Origin of the sequence: Rhodovulum sp. FJ3, assembly GCF_032918305.1 — a bacterium.
Lineage (GTDB): Bacteria > Pseudomonadota > Alphaproteobacteria > Rhodobacterales > Rhodobacteraceae > SAT37.
In genome coordinates this window covers 79,954-106,145 of sequence record NZ_JAWJUU010000002.1, presented here as the reverse complement: position 1 = coordinate 106,145, position 26,192 = coordinate 79,954, and the positions used below count along the sequence as shown (strand labels likewise).

Sequence of the window (26,192 nt, the reverse complement as noted above, 5' to 3'; positions counted from 1 at the left end):
TCCATGGATTTTGACGCGAATATCGAGCATCTGCGGATTGCCTATTGGAACATCCTGCTGACCGCCGGTCCGGTTCTGGCCGTGGCGCTGGCCATTGGTTTGCTGGTCGGTATCCTACAGGCCGCGACATCGATCAACGAGGCCACCCTCAGCTTTGTGCCCAAACTGGCGATCGTTCTGATCACCATGGCCTTGGCATCGGGGTTCATGTTGTCGACGATGACCGACTATTTCGGCTACGTCTTTGAATCCATCGCGAACATCCAATAGCCATGCTGGATCTGGGCACAACAACCGGCATACCGGCCCTTGAGATCGCCACGTTGATGGGGGTGGTGATGCAGTTCATGCTGGCCATGCTGCGGATCGGGGCGTTTCTGATCGCCTCGCCCCTTTTTGGCGCGCGCTATGTGCCGGTGCAGGTGCGCATCGTCGCGGCGGCCGTTCTGACCCTGCCGGTGATGTCCTTGGTCCCGATGCCCGATCCGATGGCCTTGGCCACCTTGTCGGCGGTGCCCATTTTCCTGACCGAACTGTTCATCGGGGCCTCGGCGGGGATGATCCTGTCGATCCTGTTTGGCGCGGCTGCCCTTGCCGGTGACCGGATTGCCAACACCGCCGGTCTGGGTCTTGCGACACAGGTGGACCCGTCGTTCGGCGGGCAGACGCCAGTGGTCGCGCAGATTTTCACCCTGTTCCTGTTGGCGGTCTTTCTGGGTGAGGACGGCCATCTAGAGGTCATCCGTATCCTGATGGACAGCTATCGCATCCTGCCGCCGGGCACGGTTTTGTCGTTTGGTCCGATCCTGTGGGCGGGGGTTGAGGCCGGTGGCGCGATGTTCATGGCGGGGTTCAAACTGTTGATGCCCGTGGTGGCGGTATTGTTGCTGTTGAACCTTGTGATCGGGGTCATCACCCGCTCGGCGCCGCAATTGAACATTTTCTCCTTCGGCTTTCCCCTGACGATGATGGTGACGATCGGATTGCTGTTCCTTGGGGCACCGGTTCTGGCCGACGGGATGCTGGCCCTGATCCAAGAGAGCCTTGACCGGCTAACCGTCACATTCGGAGGTGTCAACGATGGCTGAAGGCGACGACGGTCAGGAAAAGACCGAAGAACCAACCCAAAAACGACGCGACAATGCCCGCCGCGATGGTCAGGTGGTCACCTCCAAGGAAATGTTCGTTCTGGCCAGTACGGTTGCGGCGGCGATGATGCTGGCCTTGGGGCCGCTGTTGGCCGGTGGTATTCCCGCGAAATGGGCGGGCTATTTCCGCTTCGGTCGGGCCGAGGATCTGGACGCGCTGGTGCTGGACCGGTTGGGGCAATCCATGACCGAGGTTCTGGTGATCGGCCTATCGGTGGGCGTGCCCCTGTTGGTCATGACCCTGCTCATGCAGGCCGCGATTGGCGGGCTGAACTTTGCGCCCAAGGCGATGGCGTTCAAGGCCTCCAAGATCAACCCCGGCGCGGGTCTGAAACGGATGGTGTCGATGCGCGCGCTGGTCGAGCTGAGCAAGGCGATCCTGAAGGTCGTGTTGCTGTTGCTGGCCGCCGTCGGGGTGATGTTTGAATTCCTGCCGCAACTCAATGCGATGATCCATATGGCGCCTGCGAATTCCCTTGGTCTGCTCACCAACGGGATGGTGCGCATTCTGGCGGCGATGTGCATCTCGCTTGCGGTGATTGGTGGCGTGGATCTGGGGTATCAGCTGTTCTCGCATAACAAGAAACTGAAAATGTCGCGCCAAGAGGTCAAAGAGGAAACCAAGGATTCCGAAGGTTCCCCCGAGGTCAAAGGCCAGATCCGCCGCCTGCAAATGGAGGCCAGCCGCAACACCGCCCGCCGCCGCAAGGCCGTCGATGATGTGCCCGAGGCCACCACGGTCATCACCAACCCGACCCATTTTGCCGTGGCTCTGAAATACATCCCCGGTGAAACCAACGCGCCCATCATCGTGGCCTTGGGGCGCGGAGCGATGGCCCATGACATCATCGACCGCGCGAAATCGGCGCGTGTCACCATCATGCAGGTGCCGCCTCTTGCCCGTGCGCTCTATTACACCGGTGATGTGGGATGGGAGATTTCCGAGCAACTGTTTGCCGCCGTCGCCGCCATTCTGGCCCATGTGCACCGGTTGGAGAACGGGTTGAATCCGCTGATGCCCGATATTGAGCTGCCCGATGAATTGATGCTGGACGAATTTGGTCGGCCCCTGAAAGGAGACACCGCATGAGCAACCGCAAACGCCGCCAGAGCCGCGGTGAAATGATCTCTTCCGTCACGTTTTTCGGGGTCTCGATGTGGCTGTGGGGCGAGGTATCTGTCTATGAGGGCGGACCGATGAACCGTGTCCTGCTGATCGGGGCGGCGATCAGTTGCCTGTTGGCCGCGTTCCGGTTCCAGATCGGCAACTGGATCGAAAAGAAACGCGCTGGACCCGACAGGACCCAGCGCGTTCATAAGGATTAGGGGTGGTTTAGAAAACCGGCTGAACCTGCACGCCCGCCGAAATCCTGAGCGCCCATGCTTCAACATCGGGGGCAAAGCGCGCGTGCAATTCGGGGTGGCCCTCAATCAAGGCGTCAATCGCGCGTTCGCGGCCCGTCAGGGGCGGTTCCTGTTCGCTGAGACGCACAGCGGCCCAATCGCTCTCGGGCAGTTTCAGGTGCACCGCATCGGCCACCTCGCGATAGGACCAGCGGAACCCGAACAGGTCGTATTCAAACGGCCCCGACCCACCCGGTTCACCGGACAGTCGGATCAGGTGCATCCGCACATAGTCGCGCAGGGCATCGCGGGTGCTGACCAGAATTTCCGCCGTCGCCTTTTGCCAACCACGGCTGCGCGGGGAACTCAGACGGTTCCACAAAGGCGTGCCCGCGGGGCGGTACAGCAGTTCTTCGTCATTCGACCCTTCGGCGATTTCATAGGAACTGTCGCCCAGCACCAGCTTGGCAAAGGGTTTGATCGGGCTTTCCGTTTCGGTGTCTGCGTCCATTCTCGGGGTCCTCTGACGGGTTAATTCAGGCAGTCGGACACGCGGTCCCGACAGAATTTGCAACGGCCCAAAAGCACAGAGTTTTAGGCGCGCAACCGGTCAGATACCCCCACTCAAATGGGCAGGATGGCACGGAATCTGCACAGGTCTACTCGCAAAAGCCTGCCGCAAGAGGAGCCCCCGATGAGCACCGGCACCCCGCAAAGTCTTGAAGACAGCATTCGCCTGGCCATAGAGGCCGCCGAGGCCGCAAATGACGTGGCCGCCGAGATCAGCCAGATGAAGGGCGAATACGAACGCGCCGCCACGCGTCTGGAACGCACCCGCAAAAATCTGGTGATCATCGCCCTTGGCGGGTTCGCGGCGGTGGCAACGGCGGTGACCTTTGGCGCCTTGGTCTATTTCCAGACGCTTGGCGACATGCAGGCCGCCAATGACACCCAGCTTGAGGCGCTGACGATGTTCTCGACCTCGGTGCAGGACCTGAACGGCGCGGTGGGCGAGGTCGACAAGATCGTCATGGCCTATATGGAAAACAGCGACGCCCAGAGCATGGCCGCCGCCCAGATGGCCGAACGCATGACCGCCTTTGAAACCGACATGGCGACGCAAATTGAGATGCTGACCGACAAGGCCGGCCAGATGCAGCCCCAGATGGCCACCGCCATCAAGATGCATATGGATGAGGTCGCGGGCGGCATGCTGGAGAACGTGCAACTGGCGATGTCGGACCTGCAACTGGCGATTTCCAAGATGCTGGCGACCGAAATGGCGACCATGGCTAAAATGATCCCTGAAATGGCGAAAACCATGGCCCCTGCCCCCGCGAAACCGGCACCGACCATGTCCAAACCCGCCACAACGACCACGAAAAAGACCACATCGACCACGCGGCGCACCACCGCGCCGAAACCCAAACCCAACCCGTTCAGCTATCCCTGAGGAAAGGGCGCAGACATGGCCAAAAAACCAACCGAGCAACCCGCAGCGGAAACAGACGGTGTGTCGGGTCTGATGGCGACGGGCCTGAGTTTGGCACAGGTCAACCCCGCAGGCGCGTCTCTGGGCCTGCAAAAGGGTGACACCCTGCAGGCGATCAACGGTGTGACGTTTACCCAAGGGATCAAGACCCTGCGCGAACGCCTGCCGAGCGATCATAGCAAGCTCTGCGTGCTGACCATCCGGCGCGGCGCGATGGATTTCGACGTTCTGACCGACACGCATGAGTTGGGCAAGTGGGCCGATGTCGCCCCGCCCGCCGAGCGTCCGAACAAACGTCTGAACCCCAAGGCCCTGTGCAATTGGGAACTGTTCAAATCGACGGACGAAACCCGTCCTGTCTATGACCTGCAACCCCTGCCCGTGCCGATGATGGCCCTGATCGCCGCGCCTATGTGGCTGGCCCAAACGCGGCTGTGGTCGGCCCTTGCGACACAGGTTGCGCTGGTCGCGCTGTCGCTGCCTGTGGGCATGTGGGTGGCGGGGGTCGTTTATGCGGTGACGTCGCTTTATGTGTGGCGCGCCTCGCGGGCGTTGTTCCGCGCGGACCGCATTGCCCAAGGGTTGACGCCCTTTGCCGTCATCGCGGCCCCCAATGAGATCGCCGCGCGCGAGGTGTGCGAGATGATGGAGCCGGACCTGACCTATGCGTTTCTCTACCGCGAGGACGCGGAGGATCAGGACGATCCGGACAAAGCAATGGCCGGGGGTTAACCCCGGCCTTTTTCTTTGCCGATCAGTGTTGGATTAGCGCAGGGCCAAGGCCGCGTTGCGACGGCGTTGGAACGAGGACGGGATTTTCAGCGCCTCACGGTATTTCGCCACGGTGCGGCGCGCCAGATTGATCCCCTCATCCGAAATGATCTTGGCAATCGTATCGTCGCTCAGCGGGCGATCGGCGGGCTCATCCTTGATCAGCTGCTGAATGCGATGACGCACGGCGGCGGCCGATCCGGCCTCATCGCTGTCATTGCAGCTAAGCGCGGCGGAAAAGAACGTCTTGAGCGGGAACGTCCCCTGCGGCGTGGTGATCAACAGACCCGAGGTCACGCGGCTGACCGTGCTTTCATGCACGCCCACGGCCTCGGCCACGTCTTTCAGGATCATCGGTTTGATGCGCGAAGGCCCGTGTTCCAGAAATTCGGACTGGCGGCGGACGATTTCCGCCCCGACCTTCAGCGTGGTTTGATTGCGATGCTCGACCGCGCGGCGCAACCAACGCGCCACCGACAGGCGTTCACCGACGTACTCGGCGCTGTCCTTGGCGTGGCTGACGGCGTCGGCCTTGTCCTCATTCACGATCACCGACGGCAGGGTCGACCGGTTCAGGTCCACGACCCAGCCCGCCTCGCCACGCGTGACGATCAGGTCCGGCGCGCGCTGGTTCACGGTGTCGGCGTCAAAGCTGGTGCCCGGTTTCGGGTTCAGACAACGGATCAGACGCAACTGATCGCGCAGCTCATCCATGTCACAGTCACAGGCACGGCACAGACCCTTGAGGTCGGCCGCCGCCAGCATCGGCAGATTGTCCAATACCGCGGCGAACAGCGGGGTCAGGAACCCCTTGTCGGCGGCCTGTAGGCGCAGACATTCGGACAGAGAGCGTGCGAACAGACCAGCCGGTTCAATGTCCTGAACGCGGGCCAGAAACGCCTCGGCCTCATCGCCGTTCATGCCGGTTTTCATCGCCAGCAGGTCCAGATCCTCACCCAGCCAGCCGGAGGGTTCCAGCGCCTCAAGGAACAGTTCCGCCGTCGCGCGATCCTGCGGGACCGTGAACATCAGATCGAACTGGGCCGAGACATGGGCGAACAGGGATTTCTCGGGCGCCTCGGCGCGCATCTGGATAAAGTCGAAATCGCCCGACGCACCGCCCTTGGCCGACGGCAGGGACGGCAATTCTCGGCGGCGTTCACCGTCGGACCCACGCAGTTTCATTTCAAGAAACGGGTTCTCTTCGGCTTCGCTTTCGATATAGGATTGGAGATCCGTATTGGACATCTGCAACAGGAAAATCGCCTGTTGCAACTGGGCGGTGACGACAAGGCTCTGTCGCTGACCGATCTGTTGGGACGCTTGAATTTGCACTGTTTACACTCCGTTACACACTGCAAAAGGTGCGCCGGTTTTAGGCGTCATTCAAACAATCTATTTGACGCGAAACACCCCTACTAAAAGACGCGAAGGCCAACTTTTAATGCTTTGAAAAATAATAAAGACCCGGCGATTGCGCGCCGGGTCCATTTTTGCGTGTCGGGAAACCGTCAGCCCCGCAGCAGGGACAGGACGTTCTGCTGGGACGAGTTCGCCTGAGCCAGCATCGCCGTTGCGGCCTGCGACAGGATCTGACCGCGGGCCAGAGCTGTCGATTCCTTGGCAAAGTCGGCGTCCATAACCCCCGAACGCGCGGCCTCGACGTTGACGGTGATGTTCGTCAGGTTCGAGATCGTGCTGTCCAGACGGTTGGACACAGCACCGAGGTCGGAACGGGCTTGGTTAACCTTTTGCAGGGCGACGTCCAGAACCGTCAGGGCCTTGGCGGCGCTATCGGCGTCGGACAGGTCGATCTCTGCAACCGATTCCAGTTCCGAGGTGTTGGCCGCCGCTTCAAAGAAGCTCTCACCGGCGGTGGTGTCGGTTGCACCAACCGAGAACAGCTTGGTCGAGGTCAGTTCGACTTGGCCGGTGACAAAGGCGTCGGTGATCGCCGAGGTCGTGTCGGTCATGGTGGTGGTGTGGGTCCCTGCGGTCGCACCAGCGGCCGTTTCGTCCGAGTTCAGAACCGTCACATCCATGGTGGTGTCATCCACGCCGGTGTCATAGCCGGTGATGCTGATGTCGTTGCCCGAAGCATCCGTCAGGATGATTTCCGAGTTGTCGGTGCCCATCTTGGCGGTCACGCCGGTCTGGCCGGTCTGGTTGTTGATCGCCGTTGCGATACCGCGCAGGTCACTGGTGTCCGAGATCGCAACGGTCCCGATCGAGACGTTGTTGACCTCAAACGTAACGGTCGAGGCCGCCGAGAAGTCCGACAGTTTCGCCTTGGTCACGGCAGATGCACGCACCGCGGTCGAGGCCGAGATGCTGTTGATCTCGTCTGCCAGTTCCTTGGCCGACATACCTGCGGTCGTGGAGATCTCAGCCGAACCTGCGAAACCGGTGATGTTCAGGGTCGTGCCTGCGGTGATACCGGTGTCGGTCGCAGCCGTGGTTGCATCCGCAGCCAGCGATACGTTCGACTTGATCTGGTGTGCACCGATGTCGGTTGCGGCGGCGCTCTCGACGTCGAGGTTCAGAACCTGACCCGCGTCAGCACCGATCTGGAACTGTTTGTTCGAGAACGAGCCGTCCAGAATGTTCATACCGTTAAAGGTGGTGTCTTTGGCCACACGGTTGATTTCCTGGATCAGCTGCTTGCCTTCTGCCGACAGGTTGTTCCGGTCGGACGAGGTGTTCGTGTCGTTGGCAGACTGAACAGCAAGTTCGCGCAGACGCTGCAGCATCGAGGACACCTCGACGTGCGCGCCCTCGGTGGTGTCCACCAGGTTCTTGCCGTCGGTTGCGTTACGGACCGCTTGGTTCAGACCCATGATCTGTGCGGTCATTTTTTCTGCGATCGCCATGCCGGCTGCGTCGTCCTTGGCTGCGTTGATACGCAGGCCCGAGGACAGGCGGGTCATGGCGTTGTTGAATTCGTCGTTGACGCGGCTCATGTTGGCCTGTGCCGAGATCGCGCCAATATTGGTGTTAATGGTGGTCATAGCCGTCTCCTTCAGGGATGCGCTTGGGGGCGCCTATTTTTGGAAACGGGGGGTTCGCGATTTTTGTTTAGAAAAAACTGAAATCCCCTTCATTTTCTTGTTTTTATCAGAAATGCGCATTTTCGCCCCCGACGCGGGTGACATTATAATGCGCGTGAAATCCGCGCGGCGACACACGTTGCGTCGGCGCATTATTTTCCCCTTCCCCTAAACTTTCGCCCGCGCGGGACGCTGCAGGTAACTGAGACCCGGAAATCTGTTTGGTACGGATTTTGCCAGTGAGGTCTTGGAAACAACACGCGGAGAAGCGGAATGGATATCGCCTCGCTTATCGGATTTATCGGCGCGATTGGCATGATCATCGGTGCGATGATTTCGGCGGGCGGTCTTGGCCCGTTTGTCGACGTGCCCTCGATCCTGATCGTGTTCGGCGGCACCTTCTTTGCGGTGATGTACACCGCGCCGATGGGCGTCTTCTTTGGCAGCTTTGGCGCGATGGCAAAGGTGTTCATGCCCAAGCCCCAGAATATAGAGGCCCTGATCGAACGGATGGTCGAACTGTCCAACACCGCCCGCAAGGACGGGATGATGGCGCTTGAGGGCCAAGAGGTCCCCGACAAGTTCTTTGAAAAGGGTCTACAGATGCTGGTGGACGGCGCGGATGAATCCAAGCTGGTCAAGCAGATGTCCCAAGAGATCAAGTCGATGAAAAAGCGCCACGAGGACAGTCAGGGCGTCTTGAAAGGCTGGGTCGATATCGGTCCTGCGATGGGCATGATCGGCACGCTGATCGGTCTGGTGCAGATGCTTGGCAACATGGCCGACCCCAAGGCGATTGGCCCCGCGATGGCGGTTGCGTTGTTGACGACCCTTTATGGCGCGTTCATCGCGAACGTTCTGTTTGCCCCCATGATCACCAAACTCGAAGGCTATACCGCAGATGAGGTGATTTACCGCGAGATGGTGCTTGAGGGTCTGCGCAACATTTCCCGTGGCGAAAGCGGGCGCAATGTTCAGGAACAGATGGTGGCCTCGCTGCCGCCCAAGGCCCAAGAAAAGCTGATGGCGGCCTAAGGAGCGCATGAGAGATGGCCAAAAAGCCGATCCCCCTTCCCGTTCCGGTCGAAGCGCCCCCCGAAGAGGATTGCCCGAAGTGTCCGCCGGTGGGTGCGCCCGCGTGGATGGCGACATTCGCGGATATGGCGACCCTCTTGATGGCGTTTTTCGTTCTGATCCTGTCCTTTGCCGAGTTCAACTCGCCCAAGTTCAAGATGATCGCCGGTTCCCTGAAAAATGCCTTTGGTGTGCAACAGGAAATGCCCGTCGTGGAACAACCGCGCGGCACCACCACGCTTGAGCTGAAATTCTCGCCCTCGCCCTCAATGACTGTGACCCAAGAGTTGAAACAGCAGACCACCGAGGTCGAAAAGAAAAAGGTCGAGACCACGCAAAAGGACGGCGAAACCGATAGTCAGGACGTCGCCAATGTGTCCCAAGAGGTGGCGCAGGAACTGGTCGATGCCCTGACCGAGGCGCTTAAGTCCGGCATGGTTCAGGCCGAGGTCAAGGACGGCGCGGTGACGCTGGACTTTCAAGGGTTTGAGGGCAGCAGCCCCGAAGAGGCCAAACAGAAAATGGCCGAACAATTCGCCGAGGCCGCCGAGGCCATTGATCAGGCCGAGGAAAAGACCGGTCAGGACGGCGAGGATGTGCAACTGTCCGGCCTAGCCGATGATCTGCGCCAACTGTCCGAGAGCCTGTCCGAGGCCAACGAGGGCGGCGATCAACCCAACTCGGGCGGCAATTCCCCGTCTATGGAATCCCTGCAAAACGCAGGCGTGTCCGAAAGCCGCCTACAGGTCGCCCTGCAACAGGAAATCGCCCAAGGCCTCGTGGAAATCGAACAACGCGACGACAAGGTGTTTGTGACCGTCGGCGCGGGCGGTGCGTTCCCCTCAGGCTCGGCCGATCTGACCCAAGAGGCGCGGGAAATCATGTCGCGCATCGCGTTTTCGGCCATGACCGACGCGGGCCAGATCACCGTGACGGGCCACACCGACAACGTGCCCCTCAGTGAATCCTCGCCCCTGCGGGACAACTGGGGTCTGGGCGCGGCGCGCGCGGCCAGTGTGGTGCGCGAATTCGGTGGCTCGGGCCTGATTGATCCGACACGGTTGACCGCCCAGTCCATGGGCGAAAGCAAACCGGTCGCCGACAATGACACCGCCGAAGGTCGGGAAAAGAACCGCCGGATCGAGATCGAAATCTCGTACTGATCTAAGACCGGCCCGCCCCTGTCCGTTGTTCAAGGTACAAGTGAAAGAGTTACGATGAACACCGATATCCTTAGCAGCCTCAATTCGTCGGGGTCGGGCCTGAATATCACACAGGTCGCCGGCGAATTGGCCGAGGCCGAAACCGCCCCACGGCGCAACATCATCGAGGACCGGATCGACGACGCGGAAACGTCGATTTCCGCTCTTGGCCTTGTGCGCGCCGAGATTGAGGCGCTCGATCAATCGCTTGCGCTGGCCTCGACCGCGCGTTCTACGGCGGTGTTCAGTTCCAACGCCTCGGTCACTGCGACCCTGAATGATGTGACGGCGGCCGAACTGACCGATACCCAGATTGAGGTCGTCGCACTTGCCCTGCCCCAAGTGCTTGAATTCTCGGGCTTTGCAGGGCCGGATGCGACGCTGGACGCGGGGACGATCACGATTGAGACCGGTGTCTGGTTTGGCGAGGAAATCCCCCAAAGTTTCGCCCAGAACCCCGACAACGCCCCAGTGACGCTTGAAATCGCCGAGGGCACCACGCTGCAGGATCTGGCGGATCAACTGTCCGCCGTGACCGGCGTCACCGCGCGGGTTCTGGACGTGGGCGACGGCACGGTGTCCCTTGGGGTCAGCAGTGAGTTCGGCGTCGGCAATGCCCTGCGCCTCACCGCGACACCGGCGGGCACCCCGACGGGCACCGGCATCGACATCGCGGGGTTCGACACGACCACGACCAACGCCGACAAACAGGTCCAAGCCGCCAGTGACGCGATGGTCTTGCTGAACGGGATCGCGGTTTTTCGCGACAGCAACAGTTTTGACGACGTGATCGACGGCGTGACCCTGCGCCTGAATGAGGTCTCGACGACCCCCGCCACCGTCTCGGTCACCGCAGATGGCGAAAGCGCCTTTGTCGTGCTCGACGCCCTGATCAATCAGCTCAACACCACCACCTCCTTTGTGCGCGATGTGACACGGCGCGCCTATGGTGGTGAGGCGGCTGGCGATCTAGCGGGCGATCCGGTGGCCGATGCGCTTGGTCGCCGATTGAACAGCCTGATCAACGGCGGGCTTGAGGGCTTTGGCGACGCGCCGGTCTATCTGTCCGATCTGGGGGTGCAGACCCTGCGCGATGGTTCGCTGTCGCTGAACCGCACCGTGTTTGATGAGGCGTTTGCCGCCAACCCCGCCCTCTTCGATGCGATTGTCACCGACCGTCTGCGCGCCGATAGCCCCGACATCACCGTCAGCGGCACCATCACCGGAGGCGCCCCCGCGGGCAGCTATGATTTCGTGCGTGACCCCGACACCGGATATGCCACTCTGAACGGCACCGAGGTCATCGCGACCCCGCTGGATGATGGCACAATCCGCTATCGCGCCTATTCCGGCGATCTGGCGGGCGTGTCGATCACCGTCCCCGCCGACACCACCGCCGCCACGATCACCTATGGCAAAAGCCTGACGGAAACCATGCGCGACGAGTTGGACGCGATCCTTGCCGACAACGGCATGATCGGGCGGCGTGAACGTGCCCTTGGCGACACGATCACCGAAGATCAGGCCAGCATCAATGACCTGAACCTACAGGCGATTGAGCTTGAGGAACGCTATATCCGCCGCTTTGCCGAGATGGAGCGGATCATCACAGAGATGAATTCGACGGGCCAGTACCTTACCAACCTCGTCAACGCGTGGAACGCGGATAACTAACGCGGATCACGAACGAAAAAGGCCCGCCAAACCGGCGGGCCTTTTCGCATCCCTTGCCCCGCTTACATCGGACGCGCGGCGGGCTTTTCGATCCCCAGCTTTTTGATCTTTTCAATCAGCGTCGTGCGCTGCAGACGCAGGGCATCGGCGGCGTGCGAGACACAGCCCTCTTTCTGACGCAGGGCGCTTTCGATCAGCGCGGCCTCGATATCGCGCAGGTATCCCCGCATGTCCAAGGTCTCGCTCTCGGGCAGGGTCACATGGAACATATCCGGCCCCGGCAAAGCACCGGGTTGCAGGGTGCTGCGTGCGCCACCGTTCGCCGCTCCGCCCTTGATCGCCCCGCCAAGAAGCGCGGTTTGCACATCGGCCTCTTGGATCAGACGACCGGGGAACATGACCAATGCGCGTTCCATCAGGTTGCGCAGCTCGCGCACATTGCCGGGCCAGCTATAGGCGGACAGCGCGCGGATCGCATCCAGCGTAAAATGCGGCGCGTTCAGGTTCGGCGAGCGCGCGGTTTGCTGTTCGATCATCCGTTCCAGAATTTCGGCAATATCGCCGGTGCGCTCCGCCAGACGCGGCACCATCAGGGGAAATACGTTGATCCGGAAATAGAGGTCGGCGCGGAACCGCCCTGCCTCAACATCCTCGGCCAACGTGCGGTGCGTCGCCGTCACAAGGCGAAAGTTCACGGGGATCTCTTCGTTGCCACCGACGCGCTGAATGCGTTTGCTTTCCAGAACCCGCAGCAGCTTGGCCTGCAGCGACAGGGGCATATCGCCGATCTCGTCCAGAAACAGCGTCCCACCCTCGGCCATCTCGACGCGGCCAATGCGGCGTTTTTCGGCCCCCGTGAACGCGCCCTTTTCATGGCCGAACAATTCGGATTCCAACAGCTCGGACGGGATCGCCGCACAGTTCACGGCGACAATCGGACCCGAGCGACCGGATGCGGCGTGCAATGCCTCGGCCACCAGTTCCTTGCCCACACCGGTTTCGCCCTGAACCATCACGGGGGCCTCGGCGGGGGCGACCATGCTGATCAACCGTTTGACCTGCTTCATGCCCTCGGAACTGCCCACCAACAGGCGTTCAACCTCTGGCAGGATGTCGCCCGCGTCTGTCTGATCCGATCCGTTCGGCGCCCAATGTGTCGTCATCCCGTGTCCCCGTTTCGTGAGTGGTGCCCGTGAGTGTGGCTGTTGGGTGTCATTTTCACTTTAGGGTAGATTGCCGGACGCGACGTTTCATTGACGCGAAGTGGTGGGACGCGGTGGCAAGGGCATAGTCGAAACTACGAATGCCCGTATGTATATATACTTTGTGGGGTATTTTTGGCGCGATTTGCGACCGTCAAAATCCAAACGTCGTTCCGTCGACACCCTTGTGGACAATGTTCATAGAATCGCCAACGGGTTGCGCGGCAAAGTCCGCCTGCAGCGCGCGCACCATATCCGCCCGCCCCATCAGGGCCTCTGGAATGGCGCGTGTTCCGTCGGTTTCGGGTGTGGCGGCCAGTTGGAATCCCTCGCCCGATGCGGGCATGTCGGGCAAGGTCGGATAGTCGGCAAAGGGGTCCTTGGCCGCAGCACCCGCAGGCACATGGATCAACGCCCCAAGGGCAGATGCCGCCGTGATCCCACGACCGCGAGACACGACACCGCCGCCCCGCGTATCGCCAAGGGTCGAGCCCATCGCAGGCGCGTCCGACATCGCCATCAACGCCCCCGCCCCCGTACCGGGCAAGGCGGGTGTGGTGCGGTTCAACTCGGCCTGCGCCACGCTAACCTTTTGGAAATAGGCGCTTCCCCGCGTCGGATCAGAGGAATGATAGCGCGCGGTTGCCGCCGCCCAATCGTCCAGATGCCGGTTCAGGTTGCTAAGATACAGCGCACCATAGGCGGTGTTCTGTTCAGGGTCCAGCATATCCGCCAGCGTCCGGAACTTTTCCCCGTGCCAGCGATAATTGATCTGCATACAGCCCACATCTATATTCGTGACACCGCGCGACACCGCGTCTTTGAGATAGCTCAGGGCCTCGTCGCGGGTCTTGAAATAGCGGCTCTGCCCACCCTCGTTCAGGGTCCATGGCCACGCGGTGCGCGCGCCACCCCCCATGTCGATCCCGGATTCCACCCGCGCAATGGCGGGCAGCAATTCCCACGGCAATTCGGTCTCAAGCCCCGCCACCCGCGCCAAGGCCTCGCAGTCGGGCACGGACGCATGGGCGGGCGTGAACACTGTCCACGTCAGGGCCAGCGTCAACAAACCGACGGCGGTGCGATAGGGGCGGGTTTTGCTCAGGCGTGTCATCATGCAGGGTTGATTGCAAACCCCGCGCCAACCGGCTTCAGATCAGCGGATATAGTCGAACAGAGACGTCTGAGTGATCCGTGCAAAGGTCTGTTGCGACGCATCACGGGTCAGCATCAGCGACTGCAATTCGGTGATCGCGGCGGCGACATCCAGATCCTCAAGCTCCGCGATGGCCTGTTGCAGGGCGACCATGCGGTTTTCGATCGTGTTCTGTTGTGCCTCAACCACAGCGCCAAGCGAGCCGACCTTGGCGCGCAGATCGGCCATGTGGTCACTGACCGTGCGCAGGGCAGAGACCTGGGCATCGGGCATCATCCGTTCGGCGACCACGGGGATACGGCCCCCGTCCTGATTACCGTCGCGATCATAGACGCCGACACGGGCCAGAATATCACGCCGCAACGGGTCGGTTTCAAACCCCGACACCGCCGCGCCCTCGGGGGAGTTCAGGACGATCGTCTGCCCGTCATCGGACAGGGTCGCCGTTACACCGGTATCAGCAGAGACCGCGTTGATCGCATCGACCATCGGTGCGGGCGCGCCGGCGACCAATTCCGCGCTGACCTCGGCGGCACCCGACGGGCCTGAGACGGTCATGGTCCATGTTTGCGGCGCGCGGGTCAGGGCGAGGTCCAGCGTGATGCCGAAATCGCCCTGCACCTCGTCCTGCCATTTGTCCGTGCCCACCCCAAGGGAGGCCGACAGATCGTCGATCAGGTCAAAGACCGAGCGCTCTGCCCCCTCGCCGGCGGCGATGGACATGAAGGCGTCCGAGCCGTTCAACCCGCTGGGCAAGGTTGAGGTTTCCGAAACCCGCAAGGCATGCACGCCCCCGTCGCCCAGAAACTGCACCCCGTTCGACGTGTCCTCAAACGCAGGCCCCGACATGCGATAGCCCCCGAACAGGTTGCGCCCCATCTCATCACGGGTATTGGCCAGATCCAACAGGCCCTGTTTCAACTCATCCACCTCGATCTGCAGCGTCTCCCGCTCGGCCGAGGTGACGGAACTGGACGCGGCGCGCAGGGTGATTTCGTTCAACCGCTGGGTCATATTGGTGATCTCGGACAGGGTCGTGTCGGTCAGGTTCAACCGGCTCTCCAACTGGCCAAGGTTCGTGTCATAGCGCTCAAGGCTGGATTTCTGTTCCCGCGCCACCGACAACCGCGCCGAGCGCACCGGATCGGCCGAGGCGCGCGGGTCGTTCTTGCCCGAGGAAATCTGTTCCTGCAGATCCGCAATTTCCGCGCCCACGCGGCTAAAGGCCTGAGCGTTCAGTTGCGAAAACATCGAGGTTCCAATGGTCATGGCCTAGCTCCCTCAGAGCGAGTTGATAAGCGTGTCAAACAGTTGGCGTGCCACCTGAATGACCTGCGCGTTGGCCTGATAGGCCTGTTGCTGGGTCATCAGGTTGGCGGCTTCGACGTCCAGATCGACCGCGGCACCCTTGGCAACGTCACGATCGGCGCCTTGCTTTAGGGCGGTGGCGGTTTCTTCACGGGTTTCGGCGCCCGTCACCTTGGCCGCCACATCGGTCAGCAACCGATTATAGAGAACGGCAAACCCGCCCACGCCCTCATCCGGATCGGACAGGCGCATATCGCCGATGGTTTCCAGATTGCGGGCATCCCCCGTCCCGTCCGTGTTGGGCGAGATCGTAAAGCGGTCGCCGGTGTTCAACTGGCCCGACAAGGTGACGGAAAACCCGCCAAGGGTCGCGCTGCCCGTATCGTCCAGAACCCGCGTCGCGATAGAGGCACCCGACGCGATATCGACCATCTCGACCAAGCCGCGCGCGCCATCCAGAACGCGCAGTTCCACCGGCCCGTTCAGCGGCGGATCGGCGGGGATATCGACCGCCCCCGCAAGGCCAAGCGCGCCCGTGTCCGACATGAACACCAACAGGTCCTCATCGGGCAGACCGTTCAGGGTGATGCGGTTGTCGGCAAGGCTGCTGGCGGTGATGTCGGTGTCCAATACGCGCCCGTCGGTCGTTTGCAGGATCAACGCGCCCTCTACCACGGACAGGGTCGCGCCTGCGGTCTGGAACCCTGCCGAGGTGGCGATCTCGCTGGGCGGGATGTCCACCGACACGGTCGGGTCGTTCAGGGTAAAGGTGATCTGCTGTGTGCCCGCGTCATAGGCAACCGCACCCGGAAAATCGGCGGGCACAGACGGGATCACGTTGCCGCCCGCGCGGGTCACGGTTATCGAATGCGTCGTGCCGTCGACCACCATGTCAAAACTGTTTGCGCCCGCGGGCAGCGTGTCGAAATCAACCGCCGTCCCGATCAGATCGCGGGTGACACTATCGACGCCAAAGGCCACCGCGTTGCGCGGCACGTCCCCAAGGCGCAGCGCATCGCCATTGACCGAACCGCCGACCGTTTCCACGACCAACTGGTTGCTGGTGTCGAAATAGGCCGTGACGCGCCCGTCCTCGGGGCCGGTCACGGTGATCTCACCGCCCTCAACCAAGAGGTCATAGCGTTGATCGCCCAAAAACACGCTGGTCCCCAATCCATCGGCGGGCAGCGCGGTAAGGGCGCGACCGGTGATCCGGCTGCTCGGGGCGTCTTCGCGATAGGCGGCGGCGATGGCGGCGGCCACATCGGCGTTGGTTTGCAGATCGTCCGACAGGCTGGTGACGGTCACGGCCCACGGATCGCCCGCGCCGGTGTCAATCGCCATGTCGTATTGCGCGCCACCGGCCAGTGAACTGACCCCGTCGCCCTGACTGGCGTCAATCGCGGGATCAAAGGCAAAGGTGAACGCCTGCGCGCCACCGGCCTGCGACACCTGTCGCATCACCATCCCCGATTGCAGCGTGTCGCGCGCGGTGCTTGCGGCGACGCCATCCACCGTGATGTCGAACTCCTGCGGCGAGGTCAGGGTCATCACCCCACGCAGCCGCGCCGCATCCACGCCCGTCGCCCCGCCAAGGGTCGTTGCGCCCTCAATCGGCTCACCCGCGTCATCGACGCGGGTCAGGTTCACCGCCCCGCCTGTGGAATGGGTGAACCGCGACAGGGTGATCGTTTCGCCCTGATCATGGGACAGCAGGATGCGCGAGCGATCCGGCGACAGTTCCGCGCGGATACCGGTCTGACCCGACAGGGTGTTGATCTCATCCGTGAGGGTGCCCAGATCGCCGCCCGATACCGTTGTGCTTAGGGCCAGCGGGGTCAGGTTGTCGCCCTCAAGGCTAAAGCTGACCGCCCCGTCATCGGGGATCTCCAGCATCACCCGCGTGCTGGCCGAGACCGCGACGGGGAACGCGTCAGACAGGGTTTCGGCGGCGCGCTTGGCGCTGCTGCCTTGGGGCAAGGTGACCGTGCCGATCGCGTCGCCCTGTAGCCACAGGGACACGTCGCTGATCGGGTCGGCGGGCGCGGGCACGGTGCCCGACCACGTCACCACCGGATAGGTCGCCCCGATGTCGGCGCGGTAATCCCCCGCCGCATTGGCCCGTGTCTGGGTCAGGGCCCGATAGCCCTCGGCGCGGTTCAACAGGGACGTGTCATAGGTCGCGCCCTCGACAAACCCGTTGCCTTGGGTGAGGAACGCCGCCGCCTCTTCGGGGGTCAGGGGGGGGCCGGACAACTGCCGTCCCTCGCGCGTGAACACGCGCACATCCGACCCGTCGGCGGCAATTTCGGTCACGGCGGCAGCGGTTCCCGCAAAGCTCGCGGCATCAATCGTGCCCGAACCGGCGGTCAGGGTCAGCGCCCCGTCCTGAACCGAGGCGAACACCCCCGCCTGTCCCAGCGTGATTTCATCGCCGGTCATCACATCGGGTCCGTTCAGGGCCGTCGCCAAACCGTCCAAATCCCCCCATGCGGGGAGCGCGGTCAGATCAAAGCTATAGGCCACCCCGTCCACCGTCACGTTCAGGGGCGAGCCCCCCGCCGCGCCGGTCCCGACGGGGAATTGCATCTGGGATTGCTGGCCAAGGCTATAAAGGGTCGCGGACCCCGCTCCCGCAGGGATCACTCCGACCGCGCCGCCCTGCAAAAACGTCACCGCATCGGTGCCATTTGGGGCCGCGCCAAAGATGGTGGATAGATCGGTCACCCCGTCGGGCGCATCAGGGCGCGAGGGCGCGGCGGAAATCACGCCGGTGCCTGTGTTTTCAGGCGCAGCCGCCAGAATGACCGATCCCGCGGCGGCGATCCGGCGCGGATCGTCAAGGACAAGCGTCATGTTCAACGCCGCCCCATCCGTCGGTGACAGAGACAGGGCATCGCCCGCCTCGGCATCGCCATAGAAATTCACGCTGAGGCCTGGCAGGTTTATGCGCCCCGCGCCCGCGCCAATCGCGTTCCCGTCGCCATCGGTGCCCTGCCATTCCGCGCCGTCAAACACAAATAGCATCGGCGCGTTTGGTGCGGGACCGCCATCGTTCAACTCGATCTCGGCATAAGCGGTGCCGCGGTTGATCACCGCAGGGGTCACCGCATAACCGTCCAGCGAAAAGATATCCCCGCCCGGTTGCCCGTCCAGATCGACGCCATTGGCGTGGACTGCGTTGATCTCGGCGGCCAGACCGCGCGCCCAATCGTTCAGATCGACCAGCGTATCGGCCACCACGCCCAGCGCGTCGTAAAGGCCCTGCACCTGACCGCCCGACGGGATGCGCGTCTGGGTCGTGGCCCCGACGGTCCCCGGTGTCACCTCGACCAACCCCGTTTCCGTGACCGACAGGGTCGCGGCGCGGCCCCGCTCCAACAGGATCGGCCCCTGCGGATTATCCCCAAGGGTCACGGTCGCCATATCGCGATCATCCAGCGTCACGCTGATCTCAACAATCCCTGCCAGATCGGACAACAGTTTATCCCGCCGGTCGAGGATTGAGTTGCGCGCCGCACTGTCGCCGGTGGCGTTCAACACCTCTTGGGTCTCGGCCAGTTGGCGCAGGATTTCGGTACCCATGGTCGCGGTTTTGGTGGCGCGATCCATCAGGCTATCGCCAAGGGCGGTCAGATCGGCGGCCAGATCGCGCACAGATGCGGCAAAGGCATCTGCGGCCTCAATCAGCACATTGCGCAGGCCCACATCGTCGGGGGCCACGGCCGCACCCGTCATGGCGGCAAACATCTTGTCCAGTGAATCGATCGGCCCGCCAAGGCCCGGCGTCATGCGTTCCTCAAGCTGTTCAATCGCGGGCAGATAGGTTTCGGCGGCAGACAGGGCCGATCCGGTATCGCGCGCCCGATCCGCCAGCAACGAGTCAAAGGCGCGGCGGATATCGGTGACCCGCACCCCCTGCCCCGATGTGCCCGAGACAAAGGGCGTCGGCTGTGCGCCGCGCAGTTCCTCTTGGACCACATCACGGCGGTGATAGCCCTCGGTCTCGACATTGGCGATGTTTTCACCCGTGACGCCCAGCGCGGTGCGATAGGCCTGCAGCCCGCTCAGGGCCACGTTCATCAGGTTGCCGGTGGTGGTCATCGTTTATACCCCCTGCCCAGAACATGGGGGGCGAATTGGTCATAGACCGCCTCGGCAATGCCCAGACCCGGCCCGTTGGTCGCGCTGTTCGTAACGGCCTCATCCAGCAGATCGCGGGTCGTATCGACGGCGGAACTGCCAAACAGGTCATCGCCCAGTTCGGTGTTGCGACCGGCCTTCATCATCTGTTGCAGGAAAATGCTCTCGAACGCGCGGGCGGCCTCTTGCAACTGCTGCTCACGCTGGGTGGCATCAGGGGCGCCTGCGTTCAGCGGCAGACCAGAGCGGGAAATGCTGGGCAGGTCCATCACTGCCCCCTAGATCACGATCAACTCGGCGCGCAGAGCACCGGTTTGATGCAACGCCTCAAGGATCGCAACCAGATCGGACGGGGTCGCCCCCACCGCGTTGATCGCATCCACCAGCGAGGACAGCGAGACACCGGGATCGAACACAAACGCCTTTGCGGGTTCCTCAAACGCGGTGACCTGAGTGTCCGGCGTCACCACGGGATCATCGGGGGCCACGACCACACCGTCATTGCCAGCGACAACCGTTGCGCCCTGATCGACGTTGAAATCCTCATTCACGCGGACGGTCAAACTGCCATGGGTGACGGCGGCGGGGGTCACGCGGACATTGCCGCCGATGACAATCGTGCCGGTGCGGGCGTTGACGATGACCTGTGCGGGCGGCGGGGCCGGATCGACCTCAATGCTTTCCAACAGACCCATGAACGACACGCGCTGTGCGGGATTGGACGGCGCACGCACGCGCACGGATGTCCCATCCAGAGGCACAGCGACCTCGGGGCCGAAGATCTCATTCACCGCCTCGGCCACGGCGGCGGCGGTGGAAAAATCGGGACGGTGCAGGTTCAGGATCATGAACTCGCTGTCCAAAAAGGCGGTCGGCACAGTGCGTTCGACCATGCCGCCACCCGGCACGCGGCCCACGGTCGGGATATTCACGGTCAGGGATGAGCCATCGCCGCCCTCAACCCCAAGGCCACCCACGACAAGGTTGCCCTGTGCGATCGCATAGACCTCCCCATCGGCCCCCATCAGGGGCGTCATCAACAACGTCCCACCTTTTAGCGACTTGGCCTGACCGGCGGTCGACACGGTGACATCCATCTGTTGACCGGGTTTCATGAACGGGCTCAGCTCCGCCGTCACCATCACGGCGGCGGCGTTCTTGGCGTTCAGGTCCGTGGTGTCCGTTTCCAACCCCAGACGCGAGATCAGCGATTGCATGGATTGCAGCGTCAGGCGCGAATTGCCGTCCCCCGTTCCCGACAGGCCGACCACAAGGCCATAGCCCACAAGCGGGTTCGACCTCACACCGGCGACCGAGGCCATATCCTTGAGCCGATCCGCCATCACCCCAGTGGGCGCAACGCAGAGGGCTAGGGCCAGAACACACCGCAAAAACACACGCATAACCGGATCCTTTACCTCAGATCAGAACGGAGAAATCGTATCGAGGGTCTGGCTGAGCCAGCCCTTTTTGCCCGCATCCGCGATCTGGCCCGCACCGATGTATTTGATTTCGGCGTTGGCGATCCGCTCGGACTGAACAATATTGCCGGAACTGATGTCGGCCTGACGCACGATCCCCGACAGGCGGATGTATTCATCGCCATTGTTCAGGGTCAGCTTTTTCTGGCCAAGGATTTCAAGGTTCCCGCCCGGAAACACCCGCACAACACTGACCGACATGCGACCGGTGAGAGAGTTGCTCTGCGTCGCCGAGCCTGTCCCGCTAAAGGACGAGGACGACCCGCCCCCCAGCAACGCGTCATCAAACCCGCCCGTCAGCAGATCGGGAATATCGACGCCGTAGTTGTCGGTCTTGCTGGTAGAGGACCCTTGCGATTTGCTGGCCGCGAAATTCTCGGACAGTTCCACGGTCAAGATATCGCCCACCTGCGCCGCGCGGCGGTCGGTGGCAAACAGACCTGCCGCCCCCCCGCCATAGATCGCGCCCGTGGGCATCAACCCGTCATCAACGGGGGCATTCACGGGATAGACCGGCGCGTAATCGGCGCTGCGGGCGTTTTCGATATCGGTGGAACAGGCCGCAAGCGACAGGGCCGCCAGACACAGGATCGGGGTTTTCATAAACGGGCTACCTTTTACAGATTATTCGACAAGAAGCGCATCATCTCGTCCGAGGCCGAGATGGATTTTGAGTTCACCTCATAGGCGCGTTGGGCCTCGATCATATCGACCAGTTCCTGCACCACATTGACGTTGGACGCCTCAAGCGACCCTTGGACCAGCTTGCCGGTCGCGTCCTGCAACGGGGCGCCGACCACCGGCGCGCCACTGGCCACGGTTTCAACGACGAACGTCTCGCCCACCGGCTCCAGACCACGGGGGTTGGCAAATGTCGCAAGCGTTAGCTGGCCCACCTCTTGGGGGTCAACCGCACCCGGCTGGGTCACGGACACGATCCCGTCGGCGGAAATCGTGACGTTCAGCGCGTCTTGGGGGATGTTGATTTCGGGCTGGACCACATAGCCACTGGATGTCGTCAGCGTGCCCTCGGCGTTCAGCGAGAACGAACCGTTGCGCGTATAGCCGATCCGCCCGTCGGGCAGCAGCACCTGAAAGAACCCCATGCCGTCCACCGCAACATCGAGCGCGTTGTCGGTGTTCATCATCGACCCTTGGGTATAGAGCTTTTCCGTGCTGACCATGCGCACGCCCGTCCCGATGGCCGAGGCCGAGGCCAGCTGTGTCGCCTCGGACGTCTGCGCGCCACCGGGGCGATGGACCTGATAGAGCAGCGATTCAAAATTGGCCCGATCCCGTTTGAAACCGGTCGTATTGACGTTGGCCAGGTTGTTGGAAATGACCTGAATGCGGGATTGCTGGGCATTCAAACCGGTCTTGGCGACGTGCATTGCACTGGCTGACATAGACTGCACTCCTGATACTCGTATCCCCGAACAGTGGGGTCAGACTATCTGTGCAAGGCCTGTGCCAAGTCGCGGGATTTTACCCTTCGGGCATGCGCAGCAGACGCGCGCCCGCCTCGTCCAGTTCCTTGGCCGTGGTGACCAGTTGGACGCCGAATTCGAACGATCGCTGGTTGTCGATCTGCATGATCAATTCGTTGATCGTGTTGACGTTGCTGCCCTCAAGCACGCCCTGCAATACCTTGCCGCCCTGATTGGGCGGGGGCAGATCGCCGTCGAGGTTGCGGATATTGGCGTCCTCGGATTTCGACAGGCGCACGGTGTCATCGGGAATGACGGTCGCAATCGTCGCGGCCAACTGGGTCGCGCCCGGCGCGCCGCCTACGGGTTCGATCCAGATTTCGCCCACCTCGTTGATCGTCACCGACCGGTGCGGCGGCAGGGCGATGGGGGCCAGTGCCGTGTCGAGCAGGGCATTCCCCGCCCCGTCGCGCAGCACCCCGTCCGCCCCCTGTCGCAGATCACCACGACGGCTGAGAGCGGGCTCGCCGTTTTCGGGCTGGATGTAGAAATAGCCCTGATCGGCAATGGCGATATCCATCGCCTCGCCGGTCGGGGACAGGAACCCCGCCTCATCGGAAAACCCGCTCTTGCCCATTTCCAACTGAAACGCGCGGGTGGTTTCACTGCCCATCGCCTCAAGAAAGCTGGTGCTGCCCTCGTTCGGCAGATCGGCGCGAAAGCCCGGCACGTTCTGGTTGGCAAGGTTTTGCGCCTGCACGACACGGGTGTCGCGCATGTTATGCAGCGCATTCAGGGCGGTGAAGATCATCCGATCCATGGCGGATTATCCTTAGTTCCGGATGTTGATGATGCTCTGGGCCAGACCCGAGGAGGTCTCAAGCGCCTTGGCCGACGCCTGATAGTTCCGCTGGGCCGAGATCAGATTGACCAGTTCCTCGGTCAGATCGACGTTGGAACTCTCAAGAGCGGAGGAGCGCAATTCGCCAAACCCCGCCTTGCCCGCCTGCCCCATGATCGGCAGGCCGCTGTCGGTCGAGACGGTGAAATCCGCGCTGCCGATGGGTTTTAGGCCTTGCGGGTTGGAAAAGTTGGCCAAGGCCACCTGCGCCACAGCCGTGGGCAGATCGTCGCCATAGCTGGCATAGATCACGCCGTTGTTGTCGATTTCCAGACCGCTTAGGCCTTTGACCTGTTCGCCGTTCTGGGCATAGCTGATGATGGCGGTGGCATTCTGTTGCAGGCCCGAGCCCGACATATCCACCGACAGATCGTAGTTTGCCGAACTGTAGTCTACCGCCCCGTTACCGGTCAGTTGCACGCCGAACTGGTCAAAGGTCAATTCAGCATCCGCCGGATCGGCGGGGGTCAGGATTTCGTCCTCAACCACCAGATAGGCGGTATAGGTCGTTTCGGTGTTCACCCCATCTGGTTCCGCGGTCTTGACGTAATAGACCATCGCGTCCAGCGATTTACCCTCGGCGTCCAGAACACTGATGGGCGAGCTGGAGGCATAGGTCGTCGGATCGGTGAAATCGAACGCGGCGGCGGGGGGCACGGCGGCCTGCTGTCCGCTGTTGGTGGTCGACAGGTTCACCGACATATCAATCGCGGTGGTCGCGGTCGCATTGCCCGATTGCAGCGGGATCGACACCGGTTGCAGGGCGCTGTTTTCCATCGACAGGACTTCACCGTTTTCGGCTACGGGATAGGCCATGAGGAAATTACCGCCCGAGTCCACCACGTACCCGTCCGAATTCAGACCAAAGGACCCTGCGCGGGTGTAAATTTCGGACCCGCCGTCCAATTCCGTCTGCATCACAAAGAAGCCCGCGCCTTGCAACGCCATGTCCAAGGTGTTGCCGGTGTTGGTGACGGTGCCTTGGCTAAAGTCCTGTTTGACCGCCAAGAGTTCCGTGCCCGAACCCACCGTGGTGCTGGGGTCTGTGTAGGGGGAACTGGTGTACATATCGCCGAACTCGGTGCTGCTGGCGCGATAGCCGATCGTGCCCACGTTGGCGATGTTGTTTGAGGTATTGGCGATGTCGGTCTGGGCCGCATTCAGGCCCGTGACGGCAATATTTACTGACATTTACTGGTACTCCTTGGTGAACGGTGTCTGCGTTACCGCAGGACCGTGACCTCCATGCTGTTCATTGCGCCGTAGTCTTCGATTTGCAGGGTGATGTCGGAACTGTCGGGCGACATCTCGACCGACATGACCTCGGCAAAGACCGAAGGCGTCAGGGTCGCCGGACCCGTTGCCGTTTCGGCCTCGATCGAGATGCGCACCTGCGTGTTCTGATCGACCAGATCCTGTGGCATCTCATCCCAATTGAACCCGACCAATCCGGCGGGCTGTGTGCCGTAATCCTGCACCGCCAGCACCGCGCCGGTTTCGGCGTTGCTGTAGGTGACGGTCAGGCTATCGACGGCGTTGGGCAGATCGACCACCCCTTGGATCGTGCCCGCATCATCGGGACGCGCGGTGGTGCCCGGCACCAGAACCTGCTGACCAAGGAAAGTGGACGCCGTCGCCACGCGGAACTGACCCATTTCGCCGATTGCCGCGTTCAATGTCGCATTCATTTGTTCGATACCCGCCACCGTTGAGAATTGGGCCATCTGACCCAGGAATTGACTGTTATCCATCGGCTCCAGAGGGTCCTGGTTTTGCAACTGCGCCGTCATCAGGCGCAGAAAGTCCTCTTGGCCCAGATCGGTCTGGCCACCACTGCCCTGCACGGCGGGATCGGTGTCATAGACCTGAACCCCCGTCGGGACCTGTGCTGTGTTAATCGTTGTGCTCATCGGCTACCCTTTCTGCAGATGGCTTAGCGGCCCATCTGCACGGTTCGTGCCATCATTTCGCGAACGGTCGAAACAACCTCCAAATTATTTTGGTATTGGCGGCTGGCTTCCATCATCTCGACCATCTCTTCGTCCACGTTTACGGTGGATTGGTAGACAAACCCGTTCTCGTCGGCCAACGGATGGTCGGGGCGATAGAGGCTGGCCGCCTCGCGGTTCAACGACACAACCCCCGAAACATCCACCGTGGACAGGCCCGATTGGGCCATGGCGTCACTATATTGGGCCTCGAACACAGGCCGCAGCGGACGGAACGCGCCCTCGGGTGTGGAACTGACGGAATTCACGTTGGCCATGTTCGATGCGACCGTGTTCAGGCGCATCATTTGCGAGGACATGGCGCGCGCGGCGACGTCGAATACGTTGCGAACCTCGGACATGATTATTCCCCTTTGATGGCGGTCATCAGACCGGTGATTTTACGGTTGAGCAGGGTCAGGCTGGTCTGATAGCGCAGGGCGTTTTCCGAAAACTCCATCTGCTCGACCGCCAGTTCGACTGTGTTCCCATCCAACGACGGGTTGGTCGGCACGCGGTAGGACAGGCCCCCCGCCCCCGCGCCTGCACCTGCACCTGTCGGAATATGGCGCGCGTGGCTGGTGTTCATCGGGCCCATTCCGCCCGCCTTTTCCAGTTCTGCGGCAAAGTTCAAATCCCGCGCCTTAAAGCCCGGCGTCGCCGCGTTCGCGATGTTGGACGCAAGGATTTCGGTCCGCTGTTCGCGCAGTTGCAGCGCGCTTGCATGTACGCCCAGATGGTCCCTGATCGAGGTCATTGGCCCGTCTTTCTGACTAATTACACTTTTTACGTGCCGGTTTCGGCAATCTGGACCGTTATTTGCAAGGAAAGTGC

Annotated in this window: 25 protein-coding genes; 9 read left to right on the top strand and 16 right to left on the bottom strand. The window is 62.0% G+C overall.

Features of this window, described 5'->3' with window-relative positions; genetic code table 11:
- The first annotated feature begins 3 nt into the window (after positions 1 to 3).
- The 4 genes from fliQ to R1W00_RS05455 are packed head-to-tail and all read left to right on the top strand — an operon-like array spanning position 4 to position 2,474.
- Positions 4 to 270, top strand: coding sequence for a flagellar biosynthesis protein FliQ (fliQ, locus tag R1W00_RS05470; protein WP_317261718.1), 267 nt, complete (start codon positions 4 to 6; stop codon positions 268 to 270).
- Between the two features lie 2 nt (positions 271 to 272).
- On the top strand, positions 273 to 1,088 hold the full coding sequence (gene fliR / locus R1W00_RS05465) for a flagellar biosynthetic protein FliR (protein WP_317261717.1): 816 nt from the start codon (positions 273 to 275) through the stop codon (positions 1,086 to 1,088).
- Complete coding sequence (flhB, locus tag R1W00_RS05460) at positions 1,081 to 2,238, top strand: flagellar biosynthesis protein FlhB (protein WP_317261716.1); 1,158 nt, start codon at positions 1,081 to 1,083, stop codon at positions 2,236 to 2,238. The genes fliR and flhB overlap by 8 nt, the downstream gene beginning before the upstream one ends.
- On the top strand, positions 2,235 to 2,474 hold the full coding sequence (locus R1W00_RS05455; protein WP_317261715.1) for a hypothetical protein: 240 nt from the start codon (positions 2,235 to 2,237) through the stop codon (positions 2,472 to 2,474). Before flhB ends, R1W00_RS05455 begins: the two co-directional genes overlap by 4 nt.
- 7 nt (positions 2,475 to 2,481) lie before the next feature.
- On the opposite strand, the gene R1W00_RS05450 is transcribed toward R1W00_RS05455, so the two are convergent.
- Positions 2,482 to 3,003, bottom strand: coding sequence for a hypothetical protein (locus R1W00_RS05450; protein ID WP_317261714.1), 522 nt, complete (start codon positions 3,001 to 3,003; stop codon positions 2,482 to 2,484).
- A gap of 183 nt (positions 3,004 to 3,186) precedes the next feature.
- Between R1W00_RS05450 and R1W00_RS05445 the strand changes: the two genes are divergently transcribed.
- Positions 3,187 to 3,945: a hypothetical protein gene (locus R1W00_RS05445; RefSeq protein ID WP_317261713.1), complete on the top strand. Its 759-nt coding sequence runs from the start codon at positions 3,187 to 3,189 to the stop codon at positions 3,943 to 3,945.
- A gap of 15 nt (positions 3,946 to 3,960) precedes the next feature.
- Positions 3,961 to 4,716 carry a hypothetical protein gene (locus R1W00_RS05440; RefSeq protein WP_317261712.1) on the top strand — a complete coding sequence of 252 codons (756 nt, stop codon included), beginning with the start codon at positions 3,961 to 3,963 and terminating at the stop codon, positions 4,714 to 4,716.
- Positions 4,717 to 4,749: 33 nt separating this feature from the next.
- On the opposite strand, the gene rpoN is transcribed toward R1W00_RS05440, so the two are convergent.
- On the bottom strand, positions 4,750 to 6,090 hold the full coding sequence (rpoN, locus tag R1W00_RS05435) for an RNA polymerase factor sigma-54 (RefSeq protein ID WP_317261711.1): 1,341 nt from the start codon (positions 6,088 to 6,090) through the stop codon (positions 4,750 to 4,752).
- Positions 6,091 to 6,266: 176 nt separating this feature from the next.
- Entirely contained in the window at positions 6,267 to 7,763 is a 1,497-nt protein-coding gene (locus R1W00_RS05430) for a flagellin (protein WP_317261710.1), read from the bottom strand.
- A gap of 312 nt (positions 7,764 to 8,075) precedes the next feature.
- On the opposite strand from R1W00_RS05430, the gene R1W00_RS05425 reads away from it, so the two are divergent.
- Genes R1W00_RS05425 through fliD form a run of 3 tightly spaced genes read left to right on the top strand, consistent with a single transcriptional unit; the run spans position 8,076 to position 11,752 of the window.
- Complete coding sequence (locus tag R1W00_RS05425; RefSeq protein ID WP_317261709.1) at positions 8,076 to 8,837, top strand: motility protein A; 762 nt, start codon at positions 8,076 to 8,078, stop codon at positions 8,835 to 8,837.
- Between the two features lie 14 nt (positions 8,838 to 8,851).
- Positions 8,852 to 10,039 (top strand): OmpA family protein, encoded by a 1,188-nt coding sequence (locus tag R1W00_RS05420; RefSeq protein WP_317261708.1) that lies wholly within the window; start codon positions 8,852 to 8,854, stop codon positions 10,037 to 10,039.
- A gap of 54 nt (positions 10,040 to 10,093) precedes the next feature.
- Positions 10,094 to 11,752 (top strand): flagellar filament capping protein FliD, encoded by a 1,659-nt coding sequence (gene fliD, locus R1W00_RS05415; RefSeq protein WP_317261707.1) that lies wholly within the window; start codon positions 10,094 to 10,096, stop codon positions 11,750 to 11,752.
- 62 nt (positions 11,753 to 11,814) lie between these two features.
- On the opposite strand, the gene R1W00_RS05410 is transcribed toward fliD, so the two are convergent.
- From R1W00_RS05410 to flgB, 13 genes are all read right to left on the bottom strand, one after another.
- Positions 11,815 to 12,915, bottom strand: a complete 1,101-nt coding sequence (locus R1W00_RS05410) for a sigma-54 dependent transcriptional regulator (protein WP_317261706.1) — start codon at positions 12,913 to 12,915, stop codon at positions 11,815 to 11,817.
- A gap of 193 nt (positions 12,916 to 13,108) precedes the next feature.
- A complete protein-coding gene (locus tag R1W00_RS05405) occupies positions 13,109 to 14,071 on the bottom strand; it encodes a transglycosylase SLT domain-containing protein (protein WP_317261705.1) in 963 nt (320 codons plus the stop codon).
- A gap of 39 nt (positions 14,072 to 14,110) precedes the next feature.
- Positions 14,111 to 15,379: a flagellar hook-associated protein FlgL gene (gene flgL, locus R1W00_RS05400; RefSeq protein WP_317261704.1), complete on the bottom strand. Its 1,269-nt coding sequence runs from the start codon at positions 15,377 to 15,379 to the stop codon at positions 14,111 to 14,113.
- A 12-nt stretch (positions 15,380 to 15,391) separates the two neighbouring features.
- A complete protein-coding gene (locus R1W00_RS05395) occupies positions 15,392 to 19,522 on the bottom strand; it encodes a FlgK family flagellar hook-associated protein (RefSeq protein WP_317261703.1) in 4,131 nt (1,376 codons plus the stop codon).
- On the bottom strand, positions 19,519 to 19,830 hold the full coding sequence (locus tag R1W00_RS05390) for a rod-binding protein (RefSeq protein WP_317261702.1): 312 nt from the start codon (positions 19,828 to 19,830) through the stop codon (positions 19,519 to 19,521). Before R1W00_RS05390 ends, R1W00_RS05395 begins: the two co-directional genes overlap by 4 nt.
- 9 nt (positions 19,831 to 19,839) lie before the next feature.
- On the bottom strand, positions 19,840 to 20,964 hold the full coding sequence (locus R1W00_RS05385) for a flagellar basal body P-ring protein FlgI (RefSeq protein WP_410901527.1): 1,125 nt from the start codon (positions 20,962 to 20,964) through the stop codon (positions 19,840 to 19,842).
- Between the two features lie 21 nt (positions 20,965 to 20,985).
- Positions 20,986 to 21,645 (bottom strand): flagellar basal body L-ring protein FlgH, encoded by a 660-nt coding sequence (locus tag R1W00_RS05380; RefSeq protein WP_317261701.1) that lies wholly within the window; start codon positions 21,643 to 21,645, stop codon positions 20,986 to 20,988.
- Between the two features lie 14 nt (positions 21,646 to 21,659).
- On the bottom strand, positions 21,660 to 22,448 hold the full coding sequence (gene flgG / locus R1W00_RS05375; protein WP_317261700.1) for a flagellar basal-body rod protein FlgG: 789 nt from the start codon (positions 22,446 to 22,448) through the stop codon (positions 21,660 to 21,662).
- Between the two features lie 79 nt (positions 22,449 to 22,527).
- The gene (locus tag R1W00_RS05370) at positions 22,528 to 23,289 is read right to left on the bottom strand and encodes a flagellar basal body rod C-terminal domain-containing protein (protein ID WP_317261699.1); all 762 of its coding nucleotides are present in this window, start codon (positions 23,287 to 23,289) and stop codon (positions 22,528 to 22,530) included.
- 12 nt (positions 23,290 to 23,301) lie between these two features.
- Entirely contained in the window at positions 23,302 to 24,561 is a 1,260-nt protein-coding gene (locus R1W00_RS05365) for a flagellar hook protein FlgE (RefSeq protein ID WP_317261698.1), read from the bottom strand.
- Positions 24,562 to 24,593: 32 nt separating this feature from the next.
- Positions 24,594 to 25,280, bottom strand: a complete 687-nt coding sequence (locus R1W00_RS05360) for a flagellar hook assembly protein FlgD (RefSeq protein WP_317261697.1) — start codon at positions 25,278 to 25,280, stop codon at positions 24,594 to 24,596.
- A 23-nt stretch (positions 25,281 to 25,303) separates the two neighbouring features.
- The gene (gene flgC / locus R1W00_RS05355) at positions 25,304 to 25,720 is read right to left on the bottom strand and encodes a flagellar basal body rod protein FlgC (RefSeq protein WP_317261696.1); all 417 of its coding nucleotides are present in this window, start codon (positions 25,718 to 25,720) and stop codon (positions 25,304 to 25,306) included.
- A 2-nt stretch (positions 25,721 to 25,722) separates the two neighbouring features.
- Positions 25,723 to 26,115, bottom strand: a complete 393-nt coding sequence (gene flgB, locus R1W00_RS05350) for a flagellar basal body rod protein FlgB (protein WP_317261695.1) — start codon at positions 26,113 to 26,115, stop codon at positions 25,723 to 25,725.
- Positions 26,116 to 26,192: the final 77 nt, after the last annotated feature.